A 23,610-nucleotide genomic window follows, 5' to 3' on the forward strand; every position below is an offset into this window, starting at 1 on the left:
CCCTAAGGATGTGATTTCATGCCAGGCCGTGCACGTTCACAGATGAAGAGCCTGCTGCGCCGCACTATATGGCAGTGGATGAAGGGGACGGCCGATCGGCTTGGCGGTTGCTCCCTACAAGTTAAGCTCATTGTCGCGTATATCGGAGTCATTTTAATTCCGGTGGTATTGTTTTCGCTATATACCTTTCACCAACTGTACGAGAATACCATGCAAGATATTACCGTACAAAATCAGTATGTGTTGGATACAGAGCTGGCCCATATTCACAGCAATATGGAAATTATGGAGCGAACCGCACAGCTTGCGATCTCAGATCGCAACGTACTTCGTTATCTGACCGAGGAACGTGAAATAAGCAGCGATGAGCTGGTCCAATTCAACTTGAATGTGTTTCCAAATTTACAGCACTTACTGTACAGTAATCCCAATGTAGAGAACATTCGACTGTATACGAGTAATCCTCAGGCACATGAAATATGGCCGATGATTTTCAATGAATCACGACTGCCTAAAGCCTCCTGGCTGAAAACGGCCCAACTCCGACAAGGGAAAATATGGTGGGAAATGTACAAGGGGCCGAAAAGCTTACTTCTGGGGCAATCCCGGCAGGAAAGTGAGACAGTGCAGTATATGGCACTGCTGCGTGAAATTCAGTCTACCGGAGGAAGACACGCAGGCTTGGTAGAAACAAACATGAGGCTGGAGCTATTTTCACCTAGAGTATTTGGAATCCAACAGCGTGATCGCGCATGGCAAATGTTCATTCTGGACGGCGACGATTCCAGCTCAAGGAACGCTGATAAACCAATGTCTTCTACCGATATAGCTACAGCTTCCTATCAATCAGATTCAATTTCGATCCCTCTGTCCCATGTGCACCATCTGTTTCAGTCCCAGGTTCAGGGACCGGGTGGTGCTTTTGATTTTTCCTATGAGAATAAGCCTTATCTCGGCATGTACCGTTATATAGAAGGGTTGGACGCTTATTTGCTAAATGTGGTGGCGCTGGACGGTCCGCTGGGTGATCTCCGTCAGAAACGCAATGCCATGCTACTCATTATTAGTATGCTGATTGTGTTTATGTCCGTCATTTCTTATACCCTGCATTCCTTCATTCTCAAGCAGCTACATACACTGCGTGAATCCATGAAAAAAGTAGAGCAGGAGGGAAACTTCCAGCTTAGAATTCCAGTATATGGGAGGGGAGAAGTGGCTGAGCTGGCTCTATATTTTCGCAGTCTGCTGAGTCGGATTAACGGACTCATTGCCGAGGCAGTACATAAGCAGGCCGCTGCTCAGGAGGCTGAGCTGCTAGCGCTCAAGCATCAGATTGATTCCCATTTTCTCTATAATACATTGGAAAATTTAAAAATGATGGCGGAGATAGAACGACAGTATCCGCTGTCGGATGCCCTTACCTCCCTTGGCTCGATGATGCGTTATAATCTCCAATGGTCGGGGTCGTGTGTTGCGTTGCGGGATGAAATCCGCCATATTCAGCATTATGTGGCCATTATGAACATTCGCCATGATAACCAAATTGGATTGGAAATTCATCTATCGTCGGTGTTTATGGAACTGGAGATGCTGAAAATGTCGCTGCAGCCTGTAGTCGAAAATGCTATCAAGCACGGTTGGAGTGCATTGCAAAGCCCATTCAGCATCACGATTGAAGCCTGCCCTAAGCAGGATATTATAGAATTGCGCATACAGGATAACGGAGTGGGGATATCTGAAGAAAGAAGAAACGCCATCATGGCTGGTCTAGCGCGAACGGAAATGGATTCCCACGAGCCCGGGATGAATGGGGGAATCGGTTTGTATAATGTGCATCGCCGTTTGAGTATGCAGTATGGCGAAGAGTATGGCATAAGACTGGACAGCATCCCCGGACAATCGACGACAGTGACCCTGATTTTGCCAAAACGTTACATGATGAGGGGGGCAGACCATGACGACCAAGCTGTTGATTGCGGATGACGAGAAAAATATTCGAATGGGACTTCAAGCTATGATCGAACGGGAATTTCCCAGTCTCTATGAATGTGTTCTGGTCAAGGACGGAATGGAAGCCTGGCAGCATGTGAAGCAGTTTTTGCCCGAGTTGGTGATAACGGATATCCGTATGCCTGTTATGGATGGCATTATGCTGATGCAGCATATTCGCGAGCTGGAGCCAGGACACAGACCTTTGGTAATCATTCTCAGTGGATATGACGAGTTCCAGTATGCGCGCGAAGCGATTCGCTGTGGGGCACGGGAGTATTTACTCAAGCCAATCGTAAGGGAGGAACTGTTCGGTGCGCTGGCAGTTTTGAATGAGGAATTGAAGCAGAGGAACCACCTCACATACGATAGTGTTGTCAGCGTAGAGAAAGATAGACGAGCTAGCACGAGTGCCATCGTCGATAGAAGCGGTAGTATGACACGTGCTATCCAATATATCCATGCTCATTACAGCGAGGATTTGAATATGGCAGTAGTATCCAATTCAGTATCCTTAAATTATACGTATTTTAGTCAGGCGTTCAAAGCCTATACAGGCCTTAGCTTTGTTCAATATGTAAAAAGGCTGCGCGTTACAGAAGCCAAAAAGCTGCTGGAGTGCCAAGGAGGCAAGATTTATGAAATTGCGGCTAACGTGGGCTTTGACAATGCAAAGCACTTTAACAAAGTGTTTCGAGAGCTGGAGGGGATGACCCCGCAGCAGTTTCGAGTGCAGAATCAAAGGGGTAATTAGATATAAAGAGGGGGAAAACTCCACTGCCTTTTTACTCTTATCCTGATATAATATACGTATGCATAACCATGGCCTTCAATCAGAGAGTTTGTACACAATCACACGAATCGCCGAACGGAAGGGGAGAGCATATGGTTATTTATGAAACGGACCAAGCTTATATCATGACGACGCAGCATGACCATGCCCATATTTCAGGTGAGTTGGCTTCACAATGGGAAGAGAGTGCCTTCAAGAATAGACGTCATAAGCAGGATTTTGTATATGCAGCAAGGGAGCATGATCGGGGCTGGATACAGTTAGACGCTGCTCCTTTCTGGAATGATCATGTGTCTGCACCTTATACGTTTATTGATTTTCCGCTCAATCCGCGTTTTGTTTTCTATCGTCTTGGGATTGATGAAGTCGAACAAGGTAATACGTATGCGGCGTTGCTGTGTAGCTTGATGTACAAGGAGCTAGTCGGACGGACCGAGCATCAAAACGCTCAGGACAAGCAGATTACGCATGCTTACCAGGAAGCGGAGGCACAGCGTCGTCAGAGGCTCAAACAGGAACTGGCATGTGGCGTAACCTTCGACCATCAAGTGCGGACGGATGTACGGAGAATGTTGTTTTGTGACGAATTGAGTCTGTTTTTGTGCAGCCGAGAGCCGGGCACCCCTACAGCAGATTATGAATGGTTTGCTGAAGGTTTAAGCTTCCCGGCTGTTCGACATGAAAGCGGGCGAGTTTGGGCCGAGTGGCTATCGGATCAGACTGTAGGTCTTTCCTTTTTTCCTTTCAGGGGCAAGGTAGGGATTACTCATACCTTTAAGAAGGTGGACAAGGAGAAAATTCGTACCTTTGGTCTCCTAGAGGCTTACCGTTCTTCTGAATGGACGCATCGAACCTTTACCGTTGAACATATCATGGAAGTAGAAGAACATAAGGAGAATGCCTGACCGTCTACGGGTACAGCCTCGAACAATATTTTGTTCGTAGACGCAGAGAAAAGTCAGAGCAAAGCCTCCCTGAACCATGCTTCAGAGAGGCTCGCTTTTTTCTAGCTTTAACATTTTACGATTTTGCAGATATTTTCGCACGATTGACAATAGTCTGTACCTTATTCAATACCTTATCGCGTGCCCCTTTATTTTTCATCAGATACGTAACACCCATTCCCAATGCTGCTACCACCCATTTTTTATTCTTCATGAATAACGCCTCCTTATGATCATGTTGTCATACACGATTGCTTTAAAAGCATCCAAAATGTGAAAAGATGAACGGGATTTTACGATTTAGTGATTCCTTGCACTCGTTCCGCATAACTATGATTTTACCCTTCTCCATCACATCTTACCCGTTCCTTCGCCAATGAAACGATTACGACTGTCTTTTCATGTTTAATGGATATTATTAATATCCCGCCACAATTGCTTCAGACGCACATGACAGGGAGGTCTTTGTTATGAGAAAGAAGGAAGTGGTTGCCATGCTGCTCGCCGGCGGACAAGGCAAAAGACTCAAAGGACTTACCCGTACACTAGCCAAACCGGCAGTATTTTTTGGAGGAACTTACCGCATTATTGATTTCCCTCTCAGCAATTGCACTCATTCTGGTATAGACACTGTAGGCGTATTGACGCAATACGAGCCGTTGGTGCTTCATTCCTATATCGGCGTTGGGAGCGACTGGGATTTGGATCGCCTGGATGGAGGAGTTTTTGTTTTACCACCGCACGAGAAAGAAAATGGAAACAACTGGTACAGGGGCACGGCGGATGCAATTTATCGAAACCTGCATTTCTTGGATCAGTATGACCCGGAGCATGTACTCATTCTGTCAGGGGATCACATTTATAAAATGGACTACAGTCGAATGCTCCACTATCACAAGGAGAAGGAAGCAGACTGCACCATTTCTGTCATCAATGTCACGATTCAGGAAGCCAAACGATTTGGAATACTGAACGCCGATGATGATCTGAAAATATATGACTTTGAGGAGAAGCCTGAACAGCCGAAAAGCACATTGGCCTCCATGGGTATTTATTTGTTCAAATGGGAGGTGTTACGTCGCTATTTACTGGAAAGTGCAAGCGATTCTGAATCCTCACATGATTTTGGCAAGGATATCATTCCATTGCTGCTTCAGCATGGCCGGTCGTTGTATGCGTACCCGTTTGCCGGGTACTGGAAGGATGTAGGTACCATTCAGAGCTTGTGGGAGTCCAACATGGATCTTCTGGTTCAGGATCCGCCTTTGGATCTGAACGATCCTTTCTGGCGCATCTATACCCGCAGTCCCAATCAACCGGCCCAGTATATAACCCAACGGGCGATCCTGAAAAACAGCATTGTAAATGAAGGCTGCATGGTGGATGGAGAAGTAAGGCACTCCGTACTATTTTATGGAGTCGAAGTAGGTGAAGGGAGCGTCATTACCGATTCTGTCATCATGCCAAACGTAAAAATTGGGCGCAATGTACGTATTCACCGGGCTATCGTGAACGAGAACATGGTTATTGAAGATAACGCAGTCATTGGACCTGAAAATAGTTCTGATGAGATTATTTTGTTCGATCAGGAAAGCCAGCTTCATGCACGAATTTAACCCGGATAAGGACGGTGTCTGCTATGAGCCGACTCATTGGAGTTATCAACCTGGATCACGAACTGGATCAGTTGAAGGAGTTGACCTATTTCCGGTGCGGGGCCGCAGTTCCCTTTGCCAGTCGATATCGGCTCATTGATTTTACCTTATCCAACATGATGCATGCAGGGGTGCATGATATTGCACTGTTTATCCGCCGCAAATACCGTTCGCTGCTGGATCATCTGGGTGAAGGTCGGCCTTGGGATCTAGACCGCAGACGGGGAGGGTTGTTTATTTTGCCACCGGACTGGAATGATCCGACGGATGCATCACGTGGAGATTTGCAGCATGTGCACAACAATCTGGACTTTTTCCATCGCTCATCGGGGCAAACCATTATTCACGCAGGAACTCAGCATGTCAATAAGGTTGATATCGAGGATGTATACCGTTATCACCGGGAGAAAAATGCAGATGTTACCCTCGTATATAAACCCATCGACCAGCTCGAATCTGAGCATGCTCCTTGTGCACGACTGGAGATTGATGAGAACGGACGAGTGACTGGTATTCATCAGGAGCAGGATCATCATAATATTTATCTGGAAATGTTCGTAATGGACAAAGGCTTGTATCTGGATCAGGTGAAGCATTGCATTGCCCATCAGGATAATCATTTCTTTCGCGATGCCATCCAGAAAAACCCAAGTGGACTGCGCATTTATGCGTATCGTTATGAAGGTTATCATGCGGTCATCAATTCTATCGAGAGCTACTATAAAAATAGCATGAAGCTGCTGGATCAGCAGCAGTATCAAGCACTGTTTCAGAATCAGCCAGTGCATACCAAAATCAAGTATGAAGCCCCGACCCGTTATACGCATAGCGCCGAGGTGGATCATTCACTTGTTGCCAATGGCTGCACCATTGGGGGCAAGGTCGAGAACAGTATTCTTTTCCGTGGAGTGCGGGTAGAGGAGGGCGCGCGGGTAAGCAACTCGATTATTATGCAAAAATGCGTCATCCGTAAAGGGGCAGTTGTGGAGAATGTGGTTTTAGATAAAGATGTACAGCTTTCACCAGATCGAACTCTGATTGGAGACATTAGAGTTCCCTATGTCATTGCCAAGAATAGCGTAATTTAAAGGATATACTTAGCCATTAAAACGGAAATAACAGGAGGTACAACTTTGTTCAGCAATAAAGAAGCATTTAAACAGGCTTTTCGAGAGCAACTGGTCGGAAGGCTGGGCAAACCGATGCAGGAGGCTCAGTCGGAAGACGTATATAAGGTTTTGGGTGGCATGATTCGTGAACAAGTCGGCAAGAATTGGGCAGAAACGAACCAAGCCTACAAAGAAGGACAAGAGAAGCAGATTTATTATTTTTCACTAGAATTTTTGATAGGTCGTCTACTGGGCAGTAATCTGCTGAATTTGGGCGTACTGGATATGGTTCGGCAGGCATTGGGTGAACTGGGCTGGGATCTGGAGGAAATTGAAGAACAGGAGGCAGACGCGGGGCTAGGCAATGGTGGTCTCGGCCGTCTGGCGGCTTGCTTCATGGACTCGCTGGCATCCCTTGGCTATGCAGGACATGGTTGCGGTATCCGATATAAATATGGTCTGTTTGAACAGCGTATTGTGGACGGCAATCAGGTTGAACTGCCGGATTACTGGCTACAGAAAGGGAATGTCTGGGAGGAACGCCGTCCTGACAAAAAGGTTGAGGTTCATTTTTGGGGAAGAGTGGAAACCCGTGAACAGGAGGGACGTCTTGTATTCGAGACAAAGGATGCTGAAACGGTCTGGGCTGTCCCTTACGATATTCCGCTGGTAGGCTATGGTCATGCGCAAGTGAATACCCTACGGATTTGGAGTGCGGAATCAGCGCTTGATCCCGTTCGAGGACCGATTCGAGGCGAGGGCGGTTATTACCGCTTTCTCGACTACAATCGATCGGTGGAATCCATCTCGGCATTTCTATATCCGGATGACTCCAATTATGAGGGAAAGCTGCTTCGCTTGAAGCAGCAGTATTTCCTGTGCTCGGCCGGATTGCAAAGTATTTTGCGTACGTTTGAGAAGCTTCGTTTACCTTATAGCCAGTTGCCCGATAAAATAGCACTGCACATTAACGATACACATCCGACGCTGGTTATACCGGAACTGATGCGTATTCTAATGGACGTGAAGGGCTTGGGCTGGGACGAAGCATGGGATATTACGACGCGAACCGTTTCATATACGAATCATACGATATTAAGTGAGGCGCTGGAACAATGGCCTGTCAATATGGTACGGGAGCTGCTACCTCGTATTTCCTTGATCATTGAAGAAATTAACAAACGTTATTGCGCTATGCTACTGGAGCGTTACCCAGGCCAGGACATCAAAATTGGTGAAATGGCGATTATTCACGGTGAACAAATCCGTATGGCTCACTTGGCAATTGTCGGCAGCTACAGCGTTAATGGGGTGGCTGCGCTGCATACGCAAATATTAAAGGAACGAGAGATGAAGTCATTTCACGAGCTGTACCCTGACCGTTTTAATAATAAAACAAACGGGATTGCCCATCGCCGCTGGCTGATGCACGCCAACCCGGAGCTGGCAAGCTTGTACGATGAGACCATCGGCACACGCTGGAGGACCCGTCCAAGGGAGCTCATCGACCTGCTTCGTTACAGTGGGGACGAGTCGTTCAAAGAACGGATACAGGCGATTAAGCGAAAAAATAAAGTCAGGCTCGCTGAGCATGTTTTTGCAAAACAGGGCGTGCGACTGGATACGTCCTCCCTTTTTGACGTACAGGTCAAACGGTTGCATGGTTATAAGCGACAGCTGCTCAACATTTTGCATGTGATGAATCTCTACAGCCAGCTTAAAAGTAATCCTGGCCTAGATGTGACGCCACGCACGTTTATTTTTGGAGCCAAAGCCGCTCCCGGTTATTTTCTTGCCAAACAGACGATCAAGCTTATTAACAACGTGGCGGACACGATCAATCGGGATGTAGAAGTCAAGGACAAGCTGAAAGTCGTTTTCCTTGAAAATTATTCGGTCTCGCTAGCGGAGCTGATTATTCCTGCAGCGGATGTCAGTGAGCAGATTTCCACGGCAGGTAAGGAAGCCTCAGGCACAGGGAACATGAAATTTATGATGAACGGTGCGCTCACAATAGGTACATTGGATGGAGCCAATGTTGAAATGCATGAAATGGTAGGGGATGCCAACATGTTCATTTTTGGATTGAAGGTGGATCAGATCGAGGCATATTACCGGAACGGCCAGTATTCGGCACGCAAAACAGCCAATAGTGACGAAAGACTGCGTGAAGTGTTGGATCAACTCGTGAACGATGCTCCTTTTACGCGGCATGAACGGGAATTTGAGGCCATTTATCAATCCCTGATTGATCATAATGATGAATACTTTGTGCTCAAAGACTTTGCATCCTATGTGGATACACAGGTTCATATTGAACAGGTGTATCGGAATCCCTCGGAGTGGACTCGGCGTGCTATTGTCAATATGGCACACTCCGGTAAATTTTCTAGTGATTGTACCATTCAGCAATACGCGGCTGAGATTTGGGACATTGTGCCTCTCCAAAACGATGTCAACAAGCGAATTCTGTCCTAAAACGGCGAAACAGGCGGAATAGCATTGCTTTTCGAGCGCTGAGGGTTATAATGACAGTATAGACATAAGTAAGGATGGGAGCTGTTTATACTCATTCCTGAACTTGAATTGTACTGTTGAAGGAGTCCTCCTATTGATAAAGCTCAATCCGAAAAGGCTCAAACCTCATAAATCGAAGAAGAAATATAATATGTTTCAAAATATATGGCGTGCGATTCGGCTGAATTTCATCAAGCTATTGCGCGCCCCTGGTGGAGTTAAAAAGATCTCTTTGGGCTTCGCCATTGGCTTTGCGCTGGAGATGATTGTGATTTCCACGGCTTCTCTGGTATACCTTGTTTTTTATCCGATTGTTCGTCTGTCTGGCGGCTCGCTGCCTGCGGCCATTGTGGGTAACGTTGTAGGTAAGCTAACCTTTTTGCCAATTGTACTGATGCCATTCGCCAAGCAAGTGGGGGCTTGGATTTATCCATCTCATTATCCGGTACATGTCAGGGGCGGACGACTTCACGAGCATTCTTTTATGGAGCTGTTTCACGGCAACTGGTCTGTATTTAGAGACTTGCTGCACGGAGGCTTGCACATCCTGATCGGCATGTCGATTTTCGGTGTGGTGCTGGGTATTATCTCGTATTTTGTCATTCAGGTTCTGTATAATCGTTCGCTGCACAAACGGTTGGAGAAGCGGAAGTTGCGTCATGGTGCAGCATTTTCGGCGGCCAGACTGCTGAAGAATGGATAACGATGCATAAGAAAGAAGCTCTTCGAGCCTATTTATTAGGTCCGAAGAGCTTCTTTGAGTTGGGGCAAGCAACTTTTATTTTTGTATTACGTCTAAGGAATATATGTATCCATTCTTTTAAGTCTCTTTTGAGACATCAGGAGGAATTGCCCCATGAAAAAATGGAATTCTATCACTGCAACAGTTGCGGCAATATCCATGCTTTTGGGAACGGCTCCAGTTGCATGGGCACAGCAGCCCGCCGCTGCCATAGCTCAAAACGCACAAACTTCTGTTAACTTGGACCCAACCGCCACTAAGCGTTTAACGGATGTATTGAAACAACTAGCCGGAAAACAAACAATAGAGTTTACAAGCGCTGATACTGCTTTTGACTCCTGGACGGTAAACGGTACTTTGAGCGGGACAGCTAATGCTGATTTCATCCAAAATTACGATTCCAAAAAGGGAATCGTGCAATCCACCAGCATTATTTATGATGCGGCTGATCTCAACAAAGTTCTGGACAATAATCTACGCAGTAGGGTTGCATCGTTCCTGAAAACATTTGATTCTGATGGAGTGTTTAAAACGGATGCTGTCTGGCGTTCATATTCCCCGAATGACGATGGAGAACTCAAAAATTATTGGGTACTGTGGGGGCATGACCAAAGTCTTTACATTGACCTTGATCAAGGAAATAAAATAACGGCCAGCATAATGTATTCGCTCAAAGACGTTAAAGCTTCACTGACCAACCAAGCGAATCGTTCGCTCAAAACACTTAGTATTTCTTTGAGCAATCCGTTTGAATATGTGTTTCGTCAGCATGAAGGCAATGATACCGTTTGGAATTTCCGGGACGATAATGAGTTAAACAACGTGCTGATTGGCGTGAAAACCGGTAAAGTGTGGGCCGTAAAAAACGAGCTTGGCATGGATTGGACGGGGGAAAAGGATTTTGTCAAAGCATTCGCTAAGCCAAAGCTCAGCCAAACTCAGGCGCTTTCAGCCGCGAAGTCGAAAGTTCACTCCCTTTTTGGAATTAACCTAAAAGGATATAGCGTAAAAATTAAGGATAACGAGTATACGTTCTCCCAAAAGGGCGCAGTTACTGTTGTGGGAAAAATCAATAAAAAAGGGGCATTTTATTCACTAGAGGCTATGCCTGCGAATGGAGTTCGAAATTAAGCAGATTGATTTTAGTCAAAAGCGTATGATCTCTATAAGAGGCATACGCTTTTGACATATTTTGTAACAGAATTGGCTTCATTCGCTCGAATCGTTTACAATACGTGTGCATACAACAATGGACGACAGGTTAATGTACATACAAGGAGTGATGAAGTTGCGGAAGATATGGCAAATCTACTTAACAGACTGGAGAAATGTATTCAAAGTATCGACCGGGACTTTATTAGTCATTGGCATCATTCTTTTGCCTTCTGTCTATGCATGGGTGAATTTGAAAGCGATGTGGGATCCGTATGCGAATACATCTGGGATTAAAATTGCAATAACCAGCCAAGATCAAGGTGCAGAAGTGAATGGTAAAAAGATTAATATCGGCGATGAGGTTTTGCATAACCTTCAAAATAACAAGAAGCTGGGTTGGACTTTTGTCAATGAAGCGGAAGCACGAAAAGGTGTGTTGAATGGTGATTATTATGCCAGCCTGCTGATCCCGAAAGATTTTTCAGAGAAAATAACGAGTGTGCTGACGGAAAATCCGCAAAAGCCGGAAATTGATTACGCCGTAAATGAAAAAATTAATGCAGTAGCTCCGAAAATTACATCTTCGGGGGCAACCTCTCTGACGAATCAGATTAGCCAAAACTTTATTGAAACTGCCAGCCAGGCTGTATTGACGAAGTTGAAGGAAGCAGGAGTCAAGCTGGAGGAGGAACTCCCGACGATTCGTAACATTGAGAACCGGGTGTTGGAGCTAAATAATCGATTACCGGATATCGATAGGTTGGGCAAACAGGCATTGGAGCTGGAGCAAAATCTGCCCAAAATTAAGGCACAGGGACAAAAGATCATTGCATTGAAGGAGAAAATTCCTGAAATTAACCGTGCCGGTGACCTGGTGCTCAAAATTGACAAAAACATGCCTGAGCTGGATAAGGTAGCCGCTGTTATTTTGGATATCCAAAAAAGACTACCTGATATTCAAAAGGCCGGTGATCGAATTGTTGAACTGGATCAAAATTTCAGCAAGGTAGAAAGCGCACTGGCCACCGCCCTAGAGGACACGCAAACGGCTCTTAAAGTCATTAATGCTGCCCAGAAAGCACTGCCAGAAGTACAGAAAATAGCGGACTCAGGCAAGGATTTTACAACCGGTTTACTTGAATTTCTGGACAAAAACGAGGGTGCGCTTGATTCGATGGGTACAGTAGTTAAAGAAGACTTACAATTGGTACAACAAATCGCGAATGAAGTTTCTCAGATTACAGACATTATTCGTGGTGTGGATTTTGATCCTAAAGCAGCACAAGCTGCGGTGAATCGTATCAGCGGTAGGCTGACAACTGCCGTGGGGGTGCTGGATCATATTTCTCAATTGCTGAACCGTGTGAACGGATATTTGCCAAGTCAACCTCTGGATTCACTTATTTCCCGTGTGAGCGGGGTAGAGGATCGTTTCCGTCGTTTGAATAGCACAGTAACTAGCATCGGGGATGCCATTCAGCGCGGCGAAAAGCCTGCGCAAAATCTGCTGGATGACGCTGATCGCCTTGCAGGAGAAATCAGTAGCGGAATTGACAGCATTTTGGGCAATTATGATACGGAGTATGCACCCGCCATTCAAAAGGCGCTGGATCAGATCAAATCCGTTGCCCGCAATTCTGCCAATGTGCTGACTACAGCTCAAGAGCAGCTACCGAATATTGAAAAGCTATTAAATGACGCACAGGCTGCAGCAGAATTCGGTCAGCAAGAGCTAACACGTCTCCAGCAGGATCTGCCACAATACCGTCAAAAACTGCATGAAGCGGCGACGACGATTCAGGGGCGCATGGGCGAGTTTACAAATGCTGTGAACAAAGCGGCAGACTTTGTAAATAACGATTTGCCAGCAGTTAAAAGTAAAATTCATCAGGCAGCAGATTTTGTGCGTAATGATTTGCCTAAAGCGGAACAACAGTTTGTCAAAATGGCTGACTTAATTGAAAATAAATTTCCTGAAGCAGAAAAAGCGGTACACCAAGTAGCCAATTTTGTAAGGACCGATCTTCCAGCCGCCGAGGATTCCATACGTCAGGCTGCAGACACAATTCGCAAGCTTAAGGGCGAAAATGCACTCGGACGCGCTATTGCATTGCTCAAGGGGGATGTGAAAAAGGAAAGTGATTTTCTCGGCAGTCCAGTATCGTTGAAGCAGGAGCGGATATACCCAATCCCCAACTATGGTTCTGCGATGTCACCTTTTTACACTACATTGTCGATTTGGGTAGGTGCTATGCTACTGGTCTCGATGTTCAGGGTAGATGTGGATGACCCGGAAGGACAATTTAAAAGCTACCAAGTGTATTTCGGACGGCTTATGACATTCTCCACAATTGGTATTTTTCAAGCGCTGAGCGTATCTCTCGGTGACTTGTTCCTGCTCGGGGCGTATGTGGATGCCAAAGTAGCTTTTGTACTATCCTCTATGCTGATCAGTCTGGTGTTTACGGCGATGACCTATACACTAGTTTCTGTGTTCGGTAATATCGGTAAGGGACTGGCAGTCATCCTGCTGGTGCTTCAATTCTCCAGTTCAGGAGGAACATTCCCGATTGCGACGAGTACACCGTTCTTTCAGGCGCTGAATCCGTTCGTACCTTTCACCTATGCGGTTAGTCTGTTACGAGAGACAGTAGGAGGGATGTTGCCTTCAACGGTGATACGAGATGTGGTGATGCTGTTTGTATTTATCGGTGTTTGCTTCCTGTTTGGATTGGTGTTTAAGAAGCCGCTCAGCAAGCATACGAAAAAAATGGCCGAGCGAGCAAAAGAAACAAAATTAATTCCTTGATTGTTAAAAATAGAGTGAGTTACGGTGGATGAATTGCGCTCCGCGAAGGATTTGATCTTACGATCGCTGTTGCCACGGGATTCTTGGATTAGACAAACATGAAAGGGTAAGAATCCCGTGACAAAGGCGAACGCTTCGCTTCTCCAGATTCAAATTCTCCGCTCCGCTGGCAACCACCGTAAAGTCACTTCTTTTAATATTCGGCGGGTAGTATAAGGGGAGATGGCCTCCGCATGTTATGCTTCGGCATGGTGTGGAGGCTTTTTTGCATGCGCTATCCACCATTTAAAATGCATTTTTGGGTGTTTCAATGTGGTTTTTTCTGGTGAATAAGTTGAGTATGGTCTTTTTTGGCATGTAATTTTGCGGAATTTTAAAATCCTTTGGCAAAGGCGGGAAGCAGTATGGAGTTTTCATACTTAGGAAAGTCAGGCTTGAAGGTTAGTCGGTTATGTCTGGGGACGATGAATTTCGGACCGGAAACCGAAGAAAAGGATGCGTTTAAAATTATGGATGCCGCGCTGGATGCGGGCATTAACTTTTTTGATACGGCTAATGTATATGGTCATGATCGTAAAGGCTGGACAGAGGAAATTATCGGACGTTGGTTCCAACAGGGCGGCGGAAGACGCGAGAAGGTCGTGTTGGCAACGAAGGTATACGGAGACATGAAAAATGAACATGACGGACCCAATGCAGGATCAGGCTTGTCTGCTTACAAAATTCGCCGTCATTTGGATGCGTCGCTGAAACGTCTTCAAACCGACCATGTAGAGCTATATCAAATGCATCACATTGACCGAAATGTGTCATGGGATGAACTGTGGGGCGTATTCGAGTCCGTGGTGGATCGGGGACAAGTTGATTATATCGGTTCCAGTAATTTTGCAGGCTGGCATATTGCGGTGGCGCAGGCAGAAGCGAAGGCACGGCGTTTTCTGGGGCTTGTATCCGAGCAGCATTTGTACAACCTGAACGAACGTTCCGCCGAGCTTGAAGTATTACCAGCAGCTCAAGAGCTGGGTCTGGGTGTGATCCCATGGAGCCCGCTGGCGGGCGGACTGCTGGGACGGAATGCGTTAGCAGGTACGGGTTCTCGCAGCGCACGCGCCAAAGAAAAGGTGGAGCAGAATCGTGCGAAGCTGGAGCAATTTGCAGCATTGTCCCGCGAGCTGGGTGAAAAGGAAGACGTGATTGCACTGGCTTGGGTACTGTCCCATCCGGCCGTAACGGCTCCAATTATCGGACCACGGACCTTAGAACAGTTAGAGGATGCTCTACGGGTACCTGAGGTCAAATTGAGCGAAGATGTGCTTGCCAAGCTTAATGAGATTTTCCCCGGTCCGGGAAAACCTGCGCCAGAAGCCTACGCCTGGTAATAATACTTCGTACTCGTAATAAAACATCATTCTTTGTGAGAAATAATCGAAAAAAAAGCAGCAGATCAGAAGCTTCCTCTTTGATCTGCTGCTTTTTTTCTGGTGCCTGATCCACACTTGAACGACCGTGACAAGAATAAATATGCGCTAAATGGGATCTATCTTTTTAGATATGATTTGCTGAGTGGTTTTCTTATGATGTGTTGCATAACTGTGCAGAATCATGCCGAGGATGACGATGAACATACCCATCCATGATAAAGGAGACGGCATGAGGATAGACAAAAAGATTAATTCTCCCATTAATGCAAAAAGAACTTCCAGCGATTGTGTTGCTTCTACGGTCGCCAGCTTTTGCATATTCCCACGAACCTGATCTGTAGCTTTAAAAAATAAAACCGTAGCGATCACACCTGAAAACACGGCCACCAAAGCAGACTGTATCGTCTGTTCCTTACTTGGCATTCCCGCGCTGAAAACTCCATATAACGAAAGCAATAACCAGAAGGGTAAGCTGGCTAATGTCATCCCGAGCACACGTTGATAGGCATCCAATCGTCCCGCACAGACTTCCATCATTTTACGATTACCTAATGGATAGGCGAATGAGGCGAGTATGACAGGCAGAATACCGTATAAAAAATCTTGGGTAGAAATAGATTGCGACTGTTCGACTTGCATAACAATAATGCCGATTAAAATAACGAGAGACATCAACAGTCCCTGGAGAGGGATTTTTCCTCGTATTTTGACAGGGCCGTTCTCCGTTTGGACAACCTCAACAAATAAAGGGACAAGCAAAGAACCAGAAATAATGGTAATTTGCCAGGTTCCCGCGATCAACCAACCCGGTGAATAAGTCGATGCGAAGCATAATGGAGCATAAAATAAGCCAAATCCGATGAAGCTCCACCACAACCACGTTCCTAGTTGTTCCTTCATGACTTTCCAAAGTGGCTTAAGCTTTTGTTGGGTCATCACAATGACGACTAAAACAGGAACCATAAACAGATATCGCAATGAAGCACTCCAGATCCAGCTCCCGCCAGACAGCTCCATAGACCGATTCAGAACAAATGTAAAAGCAAAAAAGAAAGCCGCTAACACACCTAACCATATTGAGCGCATAGCATTCACCTAATTCTTTAAGTATCGTTATTTCTCATATTAATAACTTTAGATCATTCAATTCAAGAGTTTCTTACAGTTGACAAGGTAAAAGGGATGCTGTATATTACTGAAAGTTGATGTTAATAGTAATTATTACGATTTAAAAAAATGAAAATGAAAAGCCAATATTCAAGGGAGCGTAACAGTGATGAATAAGAAAGCAATACCGGTAACAGTGTTGAGCGGATATTTGGGTGCAGGAAAAACAACGATTTTGAATCATGTATTAAACAATCGGGACGGAATGAAAGTGGCAGTCATCGTCAATGACATGAGTGAAGTGAATATAGATGCTGAGCTGGTTAAAAAAGAGGGCGGCTTGTCCAGAACAGAAGAAAAACTGGTCGAGTTGTCTAATGGTTGTATTTGCTGCACATTGCGTGAAGATTTATTGCTGGAGGTCAAGAAGCTGACGGAACAAGGCGATTTTGATTATATTTTAATCGAATCTACAGGCATCAGTGAACCCGTGCCAATCGCTCAAACTTTTACATACGTTGATGAAGGAACTGGCATTGATTTGGCTTCGCTGGCAAAACTGGATTGCATGGTGACCGTAGTTGATGCGAACCGTTTCTGGCATGATTTTGAATCTGGGGAAACGCTACTGGATCGCAGACAGGCTACTGGTGAAGACGACACGCGTGATATCTCGGACTTGCTGATTGACCAGATTGAAACCTGTGATGTATTGATTCTGAATAAGTGCGATCTGGTTCAGCCTGCGGAGCTGGACAAGCTGGAGGGTGTGCTGCGGAGATTACAACCTGAAGCCCGAATCATTCGCACTTCCAAGGGAAAGGTCGCTCCTTCGGACATTTTGAATACAGGGCTGTTCAATTTTGACAAAGCTAGTCAATCCGCTGGATGGATTCGGGAGCTGGAGCTTGAAAGCCATACACCGGAAACGGACGAATATGGGATCAATTCCTTTGTATATCGCCGTAGAAGACCATTTCATCCTGCGAGATTGGCTGAATTTATGAACTACTGGCCGGAGGAGGTCGTTCGTGCCAAAGGTTTGGTCTGGATTGCAACCCCGCAGGATTGGGCAGCGAGTATTAGCCAGGCAGGACCATCTATTCAATTTGGCCCTGCGGGAAGCTGGCTTGCTGCGTTATCTGAAGAAGAACGGCAGGAGATCGTCGCAGCCGACCCTGAGGTTCTGGACCATTGGGATGAACAATGGGGCGACCGCATGAACGAAATCGTCATGATAGGTATTGGAATGAATAGACCGGACTTGGAAGAAGAGCTAGATGAATGTCTGCTGAACGATAACGAAATGGATATGGACTGGTCCAGTTTTGAGAATCCGCTTCCTTGGCCGACATAATGAGGTTAGCTGATCCATTCAGCAATAAAGTCCATACATTTTTTAGCTGCTGGAGAAACATTTTTTAGGGAAGCGGTAGCGATACCGATAGTACGGGAATGCCTTTCGTCCAAAGGTCGTATAGAGATGTCGTAAGGAATGTGAGACAGGATCATTTCAGGAAGAATACTCACGCCTAGGCCATTCTGCACCATAGCCATAATCGCATGGTCATCTTCTAATTCATATTTGATTTTAGGTGACATATGATGCTGTGAAAAAATATTTCTTATATCGGTGTCACAGCCTACAACAGGCATAATGAAAGGCTCATCTCTGAGCTGTTCTACTCGAATTGAGGCTTGCTTTCCAAGAATATGATCGGAAGGAAGTAGACAAAGCATGCTTTCTTCTTTTAATGGCAACGCCTCTAATGTGTCTAACGTGGGTAGGTTCACAAAGCCGAAATCCGCTTCCCCACTGACTATCCAGCTCTCAATTTCATGGTAGTTCCCATCGAGCAGTTTTACTTCAATAAGAGGAAACTGCTCATTGAATTTTTTTAGAATACGGGGCAGCCAATGAATAGAGACGCTTGAAAATGTGCCGATCTTTACGGTTCCGATTTCCAATCCTTTAATTAAAGCTACCTCTTGGTAAAGCTTTTCGTCCATTTGTACAATCTCTCTAAATCGCTTCATTAATCTTTCCCCATTATTGGTTAATCTGATGCCTGAACGACCTCGGATTAGAAGAGTCAGCCCTAGTTCATGTTCCAATCCAGAGATCGCATGGCTGATTGCTGATTGTGTAAGATTTAAAACTTCCCCGGCCTTTGTGAAACTTCTCATTTCAACTACGCAAAGAAAAATCTTATATTTAAACAAATTCGTGTTCACTCCTATTTTTTTATGAAATATATTCATGCATCATATCAGATATATTCATTTTTTTTATTTAATATTTATGATTATAATCAAATTAAAGAAAGGTTATTTAATTTTGTTTTAGGAGGGTCATATGAATTCAATTGCTAAAACTCCTCGTCCGCCCTATTATGCGGCTATCTTTACTTCTGAACGTATGGAAGGAGATGGCGGGTACGGAGTGATGGGAGACAAAATGGTGGAACTGGCTGCCCAACAGCCTGGTTTTCTAGGTGTGGAAAGTGTTCGTGACCACAATGGAGTTGGCATTACAGTTTCCTATTGGGAGTCTCTAGACGCTATAAAAAATTGGAAACATAACGAGCTGCACAAGGTAGCGCAGGAAAAAGGAAAATCCGAGTGGTATAAAACATTTGGTTTAAGAGTGAGCAAGGTAGAACGAGATTATTTTTTTACAGTGTAAATAGGTTCAATATCAAAGTTAGTGCGTAGCTGAGCCGAAGCTGGGAGTAGAGGTTAAATTGCATTGTTAAAAGAGCGTCTTCAAAGCCACAAACGGCTGAAGGACGCTCCTTTTTAGTTCCCATACTTATACTCTTATGGCATATGCGTATGTGCTCAGGACTTAGATGTATTTACCGGCTGCATCTCCTGTATAGCTTCTTTCAAGCTTTGTGAGCATTGCTCATATAGCTGTTTTCTTTGTTGCTCACTGGAACCAGATGCGAGTTTTTGCAACTCCGTTGTGCATTGTTCCAGCAAAGTCAGCACGGCTTGATTCGAATCCTGCACCTTGTTTAGCTGTACATTGTCACTATATTGGTCAATGTACAGTTCTCCTTGCGGGTCCACCTGCGCGAAAAACACATCTTTGACCGTTAAACTCTTTTCCTTTAGTTTGGCATCCAGCCATTGTTGAGTGATCCCCATATATGCCATTTGTTGTTCCATGAGTTGTCCATCCATAATGACTGCTGTGGGTTCCTTCTCCGGTAATTGCAGCATATTCAGATCCTTAAGCGTCACCGGCTGCTTGTCTTTGGTTAACAGCACATTGACTTCGCCACTGGTTTCCATAAGAGCAAATTCCACGTCAGATACTTTGAATACATTTTTGCTTCGAAGCTGCTCCATGAGTTCATCCAGGGTGAGCCGTTCTTTTCTCAGATTATCCTCTAAAATTTTGCCGTCTTTGATCAGGATTGTTGTCCTTCCATCTGTTATATCTCTGATTTTCTTGCTTTTAATTTGCAAATATTCAATGCCAAGTGTTGTCAGTACCCATACTGACAAGGCTATGAGGCCTAGATACCAGGTGGATTCACGCTCCATAGGAATGGTAGCAGCCAGGTTACCTATCGTGATTCCTGTTATATATTCAAACAAGGAAAGCTGGGATACTTGACGTTTTCCAAGAATTTTGGTGATTAAAAATAATATAGCGACAGCCATTAATGTGCGTATAGCAACCTCGGCCCAATCCTGCATTTGCTCAACCTCATTTCATTTCGCCACAAGGGCGCTACTATTCCAAGGATATCCGCGTCAAGGCACATTTAAACTCCAATTCCCCTAAATTTAAATAACCGAGCTGCCAACAAACCGATTGATTACGATATAAAATTAAAATTTTCTATCGTTGAATTGTCAATGTCTATTACACAAGCGATTGACGGAAAAGGGATGGCAGGATACATTATAAATATAATTCTTATTTAATTCATCGGGATTATAAACATTAAGCTCACGGAGGTATGTATATGTCGTCCAAACCTAAAGTTGTATTGTGGAGTAAAACCGGCTGTCATTTTTGTGGAGAGATCAAATCGTACCTGGAATCCCAAAATCAGCCGTATGAAAATATCCAAGTGGACGGAAATGATGCGCTGCGTGACGTGCTGGAGACCAAATATGGTATTCGTTATGTCCCTGTCGTCGAGGTAGGCGGGGATAACAAATATGAAGCACTGCTCAACCCGGATCTGGAAGAGTTGGGTAAAGTGCTGGAAAGTTACAATCAAGTAGTATAGCCCAATAGGAAAAGGATCAGTTGCTCCGCTACCTATAAAAAATAAGTAGTGGAGACTGCCATACAAACCATTAGCAGCCTAGCTGCCCTAAAAAATGATAGCCGTAGGATAACAATTTATGTTCAAGAGAGGTGGAAGAGTTATGGCTAAGAATAGACAAATTAAATTTGGTGCGATTATTCACGGTGTTGGGGGAAGCATGACGACTTGGCGTCACCCTGAAGTACCTGCGGATGCGAGTGTTAACTTTGAATTTTATAAAACGCAGGCGCAAAAGGCAGAGGAAGGAAAGTTTGACCTCGTATTTATCGCAGATGGCCTGTTCATTAACGAAAAATCCATCCCCCACTTTCTGAACCGTTTTGAACCAATTACGATTTTGTCCGCTTTGGCTGGAGTGACGAAGCATATTGGACTGGTCGGCACACTGTCGACTTCCTATAGCGAACCGTTCACGGTAGCACGCCAGTTTTCTTCCATTGATCATATTAGCGGAGGTCGTGCAGGCTGGAATGTGGTAACTTCCCCGCTGGAAGGCTCTGCCCTTAACTTTAGCAAAGGCGAGCACCCGTCGCATCCGCAGCGCTATAAAATTGCAGAGGAATATTTACAGGTTACCAAAGGACTGTGGGACTCGTGGGAAGAGGATGCGTTCGTTCGTGATAAGGAAGCCGGCGTATTCTTTGATCCTGAAAAGCTGCATACATTGAACCATAAAGGTGAGTTTTTCTCTGTGCAGGGTCCACTGAACATTGGACGATCCAAGCAGGGGCAGCCGGTTATTTTTCAGGCAGGTTCCTCGGAGGATGGCAAAAACCTGGCCGCCAAGGAAGCGGATGCTGTATTTACAGGACATGAAACGTTAGAGGAAGCACAGCAGTTTTATCGTGATGTGAAAGAACGTGCGGTACGCTATGGTAGATCCGAAGAGGATATTGTCATTTTGCCGGGCATATCGCCGATTATTGGTAGCACGACGGAGGAAGCGGAACGTAAGTATGAAGAGATCACTAATCTGGTGACGATTGAGGCTGCGTTAAAATATTTGGGACGTTTCTTCGATCATCATGATTTCTCACAATATCCGCTGGATGAGCCATTCCCTGAGCTTGATGGTATTGGTAGCAATGCGTTCCGCAGCGGTACTGATAAAATCAAACGAGTAGCCAAGGAACAAAATTTGACCTTACGCGAGGTTGCGTTGCGTTCAGCTACGCCGAGAACCTCTTTTATCGGAACCGCTGAGCAGGTAGCGGACCGAGTGCAGGAGTGGTTCGAAAGAAAAGGAGCAGACGGGTTTATTATTGGTTCTGATGTGCCATCGGGTCTGCATGACTTCGTAAATCTAGTTGTGCCTATTTTGCAGGAACGCGGTATTTACCGTCAGGATTATGAATTTAGCACACTGCGTGAAAACCTGGGTGTGCCTATTCCTGAGAACCGCTATACAGCAGCCAAATCCAAAGTGAAGGTTGACGCATAACAGAAGGAGGAAAAAATATGTCCAAGGTTGTCATCCTATCAGGCAGTCCGTCTACACAATCCCGTTTATACGGCTTGGTTAACTATACAACGGAGCAGTTGCAGCAGGCTGGAGCGGAGGTCACACTACTGAATGTGGTCGACTTGCCAGCGGAGGATTTGATAAAGGCTAACTTTAATAGTCCCGATGTCACTGCATCACTTGCGCTGATTGCAGCAGCGGATGCCGTTATTGTGGCTTCTCCAGTCTATAAGGCGTCCTATTCAGGACTATTGAAAATATTCCTGGATTTGGTTCCGCAGGAGGGGCTAAGAGGGAAACCTGTCCTGCCTTTATTTATCGGAGGCACGCTGGCGCACCTGCTGGTCATTGACTATGCCTTGAAGCCGGTTATTAATGCACTGGGTGGAAGACATATTCTTGGCGGGGTGTATGCAGTGGATCAGTGGGTCGAACGTCTGCCGGATGGACTATACGGGTTGTCCGAAGAATTGGTGGCACGGTTGGAACGTTCTGTTAAAGAACTAAATGAGCTATTAAAGTTATAGATATTTTCAATATTTCCATTGACAGGTCGTTCAGTGAGTTTTATGATACAAAAAAACCAAGTTAACGTATTGGATAAATGTATATAAAACTTACTGGGGGACTTGCGTATGAATATCGAGAATATGGAAGCCTTTGTATACGTGAATCATTATGGAAGCTTTAACAAGGCGGCAGAAGCCTTGTTCTTGTCCCAGCCCTCCGTTACAGCACGGATTCAGACGTTAGAGCGCGAGCTAGAATGCAAGCTGTTCGACCGCCAAAGCAAGCAAACGGTTCTGACGGAGGATGGACGAAAGTTTCTTCCTTATGCGGAGCAGATGCTTCAGGTGCTGCAAAAAGGGAAGCAAAAGCTCCAACAGCGTAAGAAAGCCCCTCAGCAAATTCGAATTGGCTGCACGATATCGGTGTCGAACTACATCATTCCTGAAATATTAAAGCAGCTTCGTGCCCGTTATCCTGAGGTTAACTACAAAATTGTGACGGCTACGACGGATCAACTGGTACATAAACTGTTGAACCGTGAAGTAGACATTAGTTTTGTACGTAAAGTGATGCATCCGGCTATCCGTACGCTTGCTTTTTATGAAGATCCGATTTCCCTGTATGTATACGACGGCCATCCATTTATGAAGACAGGAAAGGCCAGCATACAGGATATTCAACGTGAAACACTGGTATTTTTCGAATGCGGATCACTAGATTGGATGAGGATTCATCGCGCTTTTGAATCACTGGAGCAGCCACCGGACATTGCTTTTCAGGTAGACAATGTGGTCACGGCCAAAAAGCTGGTATTGGAAGAAGCGGGTATTGCCTTTTTGCCCGATGTCTGTGTGAACCGTGAAGTGAAAGATCAGAAACTGTTCCGTATCCATGTTCCAGAGGTAGCTGGGGTGTCTATGCAGATTAGCATAATAGCGACCAAAGAAGACTGTGCAGTGACCTCGGATTTCGCAGATGCACTGACAGAAGGTTTCCGGGGTGCTGTTTTGTTATAGAAAAGTTCTATGGCTTGATGGATTGACGTATTGGTTTCCAGGTGTTAAATTAATCACATCCTAAAACCAATTAAACTTATAGGAAT

At 45.3% G+C, this 23,610-nt stretch carries 20 protein-coding genes; 16 read left to right on the forward strand and 4 right to left on the reverse strand.

The window, feature by feature from the left end; all coding sequences use genetic code 11:
- Positions 1-18: 18 nt before the first annotated feature.
- The 3 genes from KAI37_RS10850 (at position 19) to KAI37_RS10860 (ending at position 3,687) form a co-directional block, all read left to right on the forward strand.
- Positions 19-1,983 carry a sensor histidine kinase gene (locus KAI37_RS10850; RefSeq protein ID WP_076294154.1) on the forward strand — a complete coding sequence of 655 codons (1,965 nt, stop codon included), beginning with the start codon at positions 19-21 and terminating at the stop codon, positions 1,981-1,983.
- On the forward strand, positions 1,955-2,743 hold the full coding sequence (locus KAI37_RS10855; RefSeq protein WP_071640682.1) for a response regulator transcription factor: 789 nt from the start codon (positions 1,955-1,957) through the stop codon (positions 2,741-2,743). The genes KAI37_RS10850 and KAI37_RS10855 overlap by 29 nt, the downstream gene beginning before the upstream one ends.
- A gap of 131 nt (positions 2,744-2,874) precedes the next feature.
- Positions 2,875-3,687, forward strand: a complete 813-nt coding sequence (locus KAI37_RS10860; RefSeq protein ID WP_023988333.1) for a DUF3891 family protein — start codon at positions 2,875-2,877, stop codon at positions 3,685-3,687.
- A 115-nt stretch (positions 3,688-3,802) separates the two neighbouring features.
- On the opposite strand, the gene KAI37_RS10865 is transcribed toward KAI37_RS10860, so the two are convergent.
- Complete coding sequence (locus tag KAI37_RS10865; protein ID WP_179085945.1) at positions 3,803-3,940, reverse strand: hypothetical protein; 138 nt, start codon at positions 3,938-3,940, stop codon at positions 3,803-3,805.
- A 256-nt stretch (positions 3,941-4,196) separates the two neighbouring features.
- Between KAI37_RS10865 and KAI37_RS10870 the strand changes: the two genes are divergently transcribed.
- The 7 genes from KAI37_RS10870 (at position 4,197) to KAI37_RS10900 (ending at position 15,092) form a co-directional block, all read left to right on the forward strand.
- Positions 4,197-5,342: a glucose-1-phosphate adenylyltransferase gene (locus tag KAI37_RS10870; protein WP_025722958.1), complete on the forward strand. Its 1,146-nt coding sequence runs from the start codon at positions 4,197-4,199 to the stop codon at positions 5,340-5,342.
- 23 nt (positions 5,343-5,365) lie between these two features.
- Positions 5,366-6,469 carry a glucose-1-phosphate adenylyltransferase subunit GlgD gene (gene glgD / locus KAI37_RS10875; protein WP_071640687.1) on the forward strand — a complete coding sequence of 368 codons (1,104 nt, stop codon included), beginning with the start codon at positions 5,366-5,368 and terminating at the stop codon, positions 6,467-6,469.
- 45 nt (positions 6,470-6,514) lie between these two features.
- Positions 6,515-8,968, forward strand: a complete 2,454-nt coding sequence (locus tag KAI37_RS10880) for a glycogen/starch/alpha-glucan phosphorylase (RefSeq protein WP_220031242.1) — start codon at positions 6,515-6,517, stop codon at positions 8,966-8,968.
- A 190-nt stretch (positions 8,969-9,158) separates the two neighbouring features.
- On the forward strand, positions 9,159-9,710 hold the full coding sequence (locus KAI37_RS10885) for a DUF2062 domain-containing protein (protein WP_028542387.1): 552 nt from the start codon (positions 9,159-9,161) through the stop codon (positions 9,708-9,710).
- A 153-nt stretch (positions 9,711-9,863) separates the two neighbouring features.
- Positions 9,864-10,880 carry a hypothetical protein gene (locus KAI37_RS10890; RefSeq protein ID WP_220031243.1) on the forward strand — a complete coding sequence of 339 codons (1,017 nt, stop codon included), beginning with the start codon at positions 9,864-9,866 and terminating at the stop codon, positions 10,878-10,880.
- 157 nt (positions 10,881-11,037) lie between these two features.
- Complete coding sequence (locus KAI37_RS10895) at positions 11,038-13,713, forward strand: YhgE/Pip domain-containing protein (RefSeq protein WP_220031244.1); 2,676 nt, start codon at positions 11,038-11,040, stop codon at positions 13,711-13,713.
- A 404-nt stretch (positions 13,714-14,117) separates the two neighbouring features.
- Complete coding sequence (locus tag KAI37_RS10900) at positions 14,118-15,092, forward strand: aldo/keto reductase (protein WP_220031245.1); 975 nt, start codon at positions 14,118-14,120, stop codon at positions 15,090-15,092.
- A gap of 147 nt (positions 15,093-15,239) precedes the next feature.
- Here the strand turns inward: KAI37_RS10900 and KAI37_RS10905 are convergent, their stop codons facing one another.
- Positions 15,240-16,220, reverse strand: a complete 981-nt coding sequence (locus tag KAI37_RS10905; protein WP_220031246.1) for a DMT family transporter — start codon at positions 16,218-16,220, stop codon at positions 15,240-15,242.
- A gap of 190 nt (positions 16,221-16,410) precedes the next feature.
- Here KAI37_RS10905 and KAI37_RS10910 point away from each other — a divergent pair, with 190 nt between their 5' ends.
- Positions 16,411-17,598, forward strand: a complete 1,188-nt coding sequence (locus KAI37_RS10910) for a GTP-binding protein (protein WP_220031247.1) — start codon at positions 16,411-16,413, stop codon at positions 17,596-17,598.
- A gap of 5 nt (positions 17,599-17,603) precedes the next feature.
- On the opposite strand, the gene KAI37_RS10915 is transcribed toward KAI37_RS10910, so the two are convergent.
- Positions 17,604-18,503, reverse strand: a complete 900-nt coding sequence (locus KAI37_RS10915; protein WP_220031248.1) for a LysR family transcriptional regulator — start codon at positions 18,501-18,503, stop codon at positions 17,604-17,606.
- A 94-nt stretch (positions 18,504-18,597) separates the two neighbouring features.
- On the opposite strand from KAI37_RS10915, the gene KAI37_RS10920 reads away from it, so the two are divergent.
- Entirely contained in the window at positions 18,598-18,927 is a 330-nt protein-coding gene (locus KAI37_RS10920; protein WP_220031249.1) for an antibiotic biosynthesis monooxygenase family protein, read from the forward strand.
- Positions 18,928-19,082: 155 nt separating this feature from the next.
- Here KAI37_RS10920 and KAI37_RS10925 read toward each other — a convergent pair whose 3' ends face one another.
- A complete protein-coding gene (locus KAI37_RS10925) occupies positions 19,083-19,952 on the reverse strand; it encodes a DUF421 domain-containing protein (protein ID WP_076294149.1) in 870 nt (289 codons plus the stop codon).
- A gap of 272 nt (positions 19,953-20,224) precedes the next feature.
- Between KAI37_RS10925 and KAI37_RS10930 the strand changes: the two genes are divergently transcribed.
- From KAI37_RS10930 to KAI37_RS10945, 4 genes are all read left to right on the forward strand, one after another.
- A complete protein-coding gene (locus KAI37_RS10930; RefSeq protein WP_023988351.1) occupies positions 20,225-20,494 on the forward strand; it encodes a glutaredoxin family protein in 270 nt (89 codons plus the stop codon).
- A 142-nt stretch (positions 20,495-20,636) separates the two neighbouring features.
- Positions 20,637-21,977, forward strand: coding sequence for an LLM class flavin-dependent oxidoreductase (locus KAI37_RS10935; protein ID WP_023988352.1), 1,341 nt, complete (start codon positions 20,637-20,639; stop codon positions 21,975-21,977).
- Positions 21,978-21,994: 17 nt separating this feature from the next.
- On the forward strand, positions 21,995-22,525 hold the full coding sequence (gene ssuE, locus KAI37_RS10940; RefSeq protein ID WP_104495453.1) for an NADPH-dependent FMN reductase: 531 nt from the start codon (positions 21,995-21,997) through the stop codon (positions 22,523-22,525).
- 108 nt (positions 22,526-22,633) lie between these two features.
- Positions 22,634-23,524, forward strand: a complete 891-nt coding sequence (locus tag KAI37_RS10945) for a LysR family transcriptional regulator (RefSeq protein ID WP_013310069.1) — start codon at positions 22,634-22,636, stop codon at positions 23,522-23,524.
- The last annotated feature ends 86 nt before the right edge of the window (positions 23,525-23,610 follow it).

The organism is Paenibacillus sp. S25 (assembly GCF_019454085.1).
GTDB classification, from domain to species: Bacteria; Bacillota; Bacilli; order Paenibacillales; family Paenibacillaceae; genus Paenibacillus; species Paenibacillus polymyxa_B.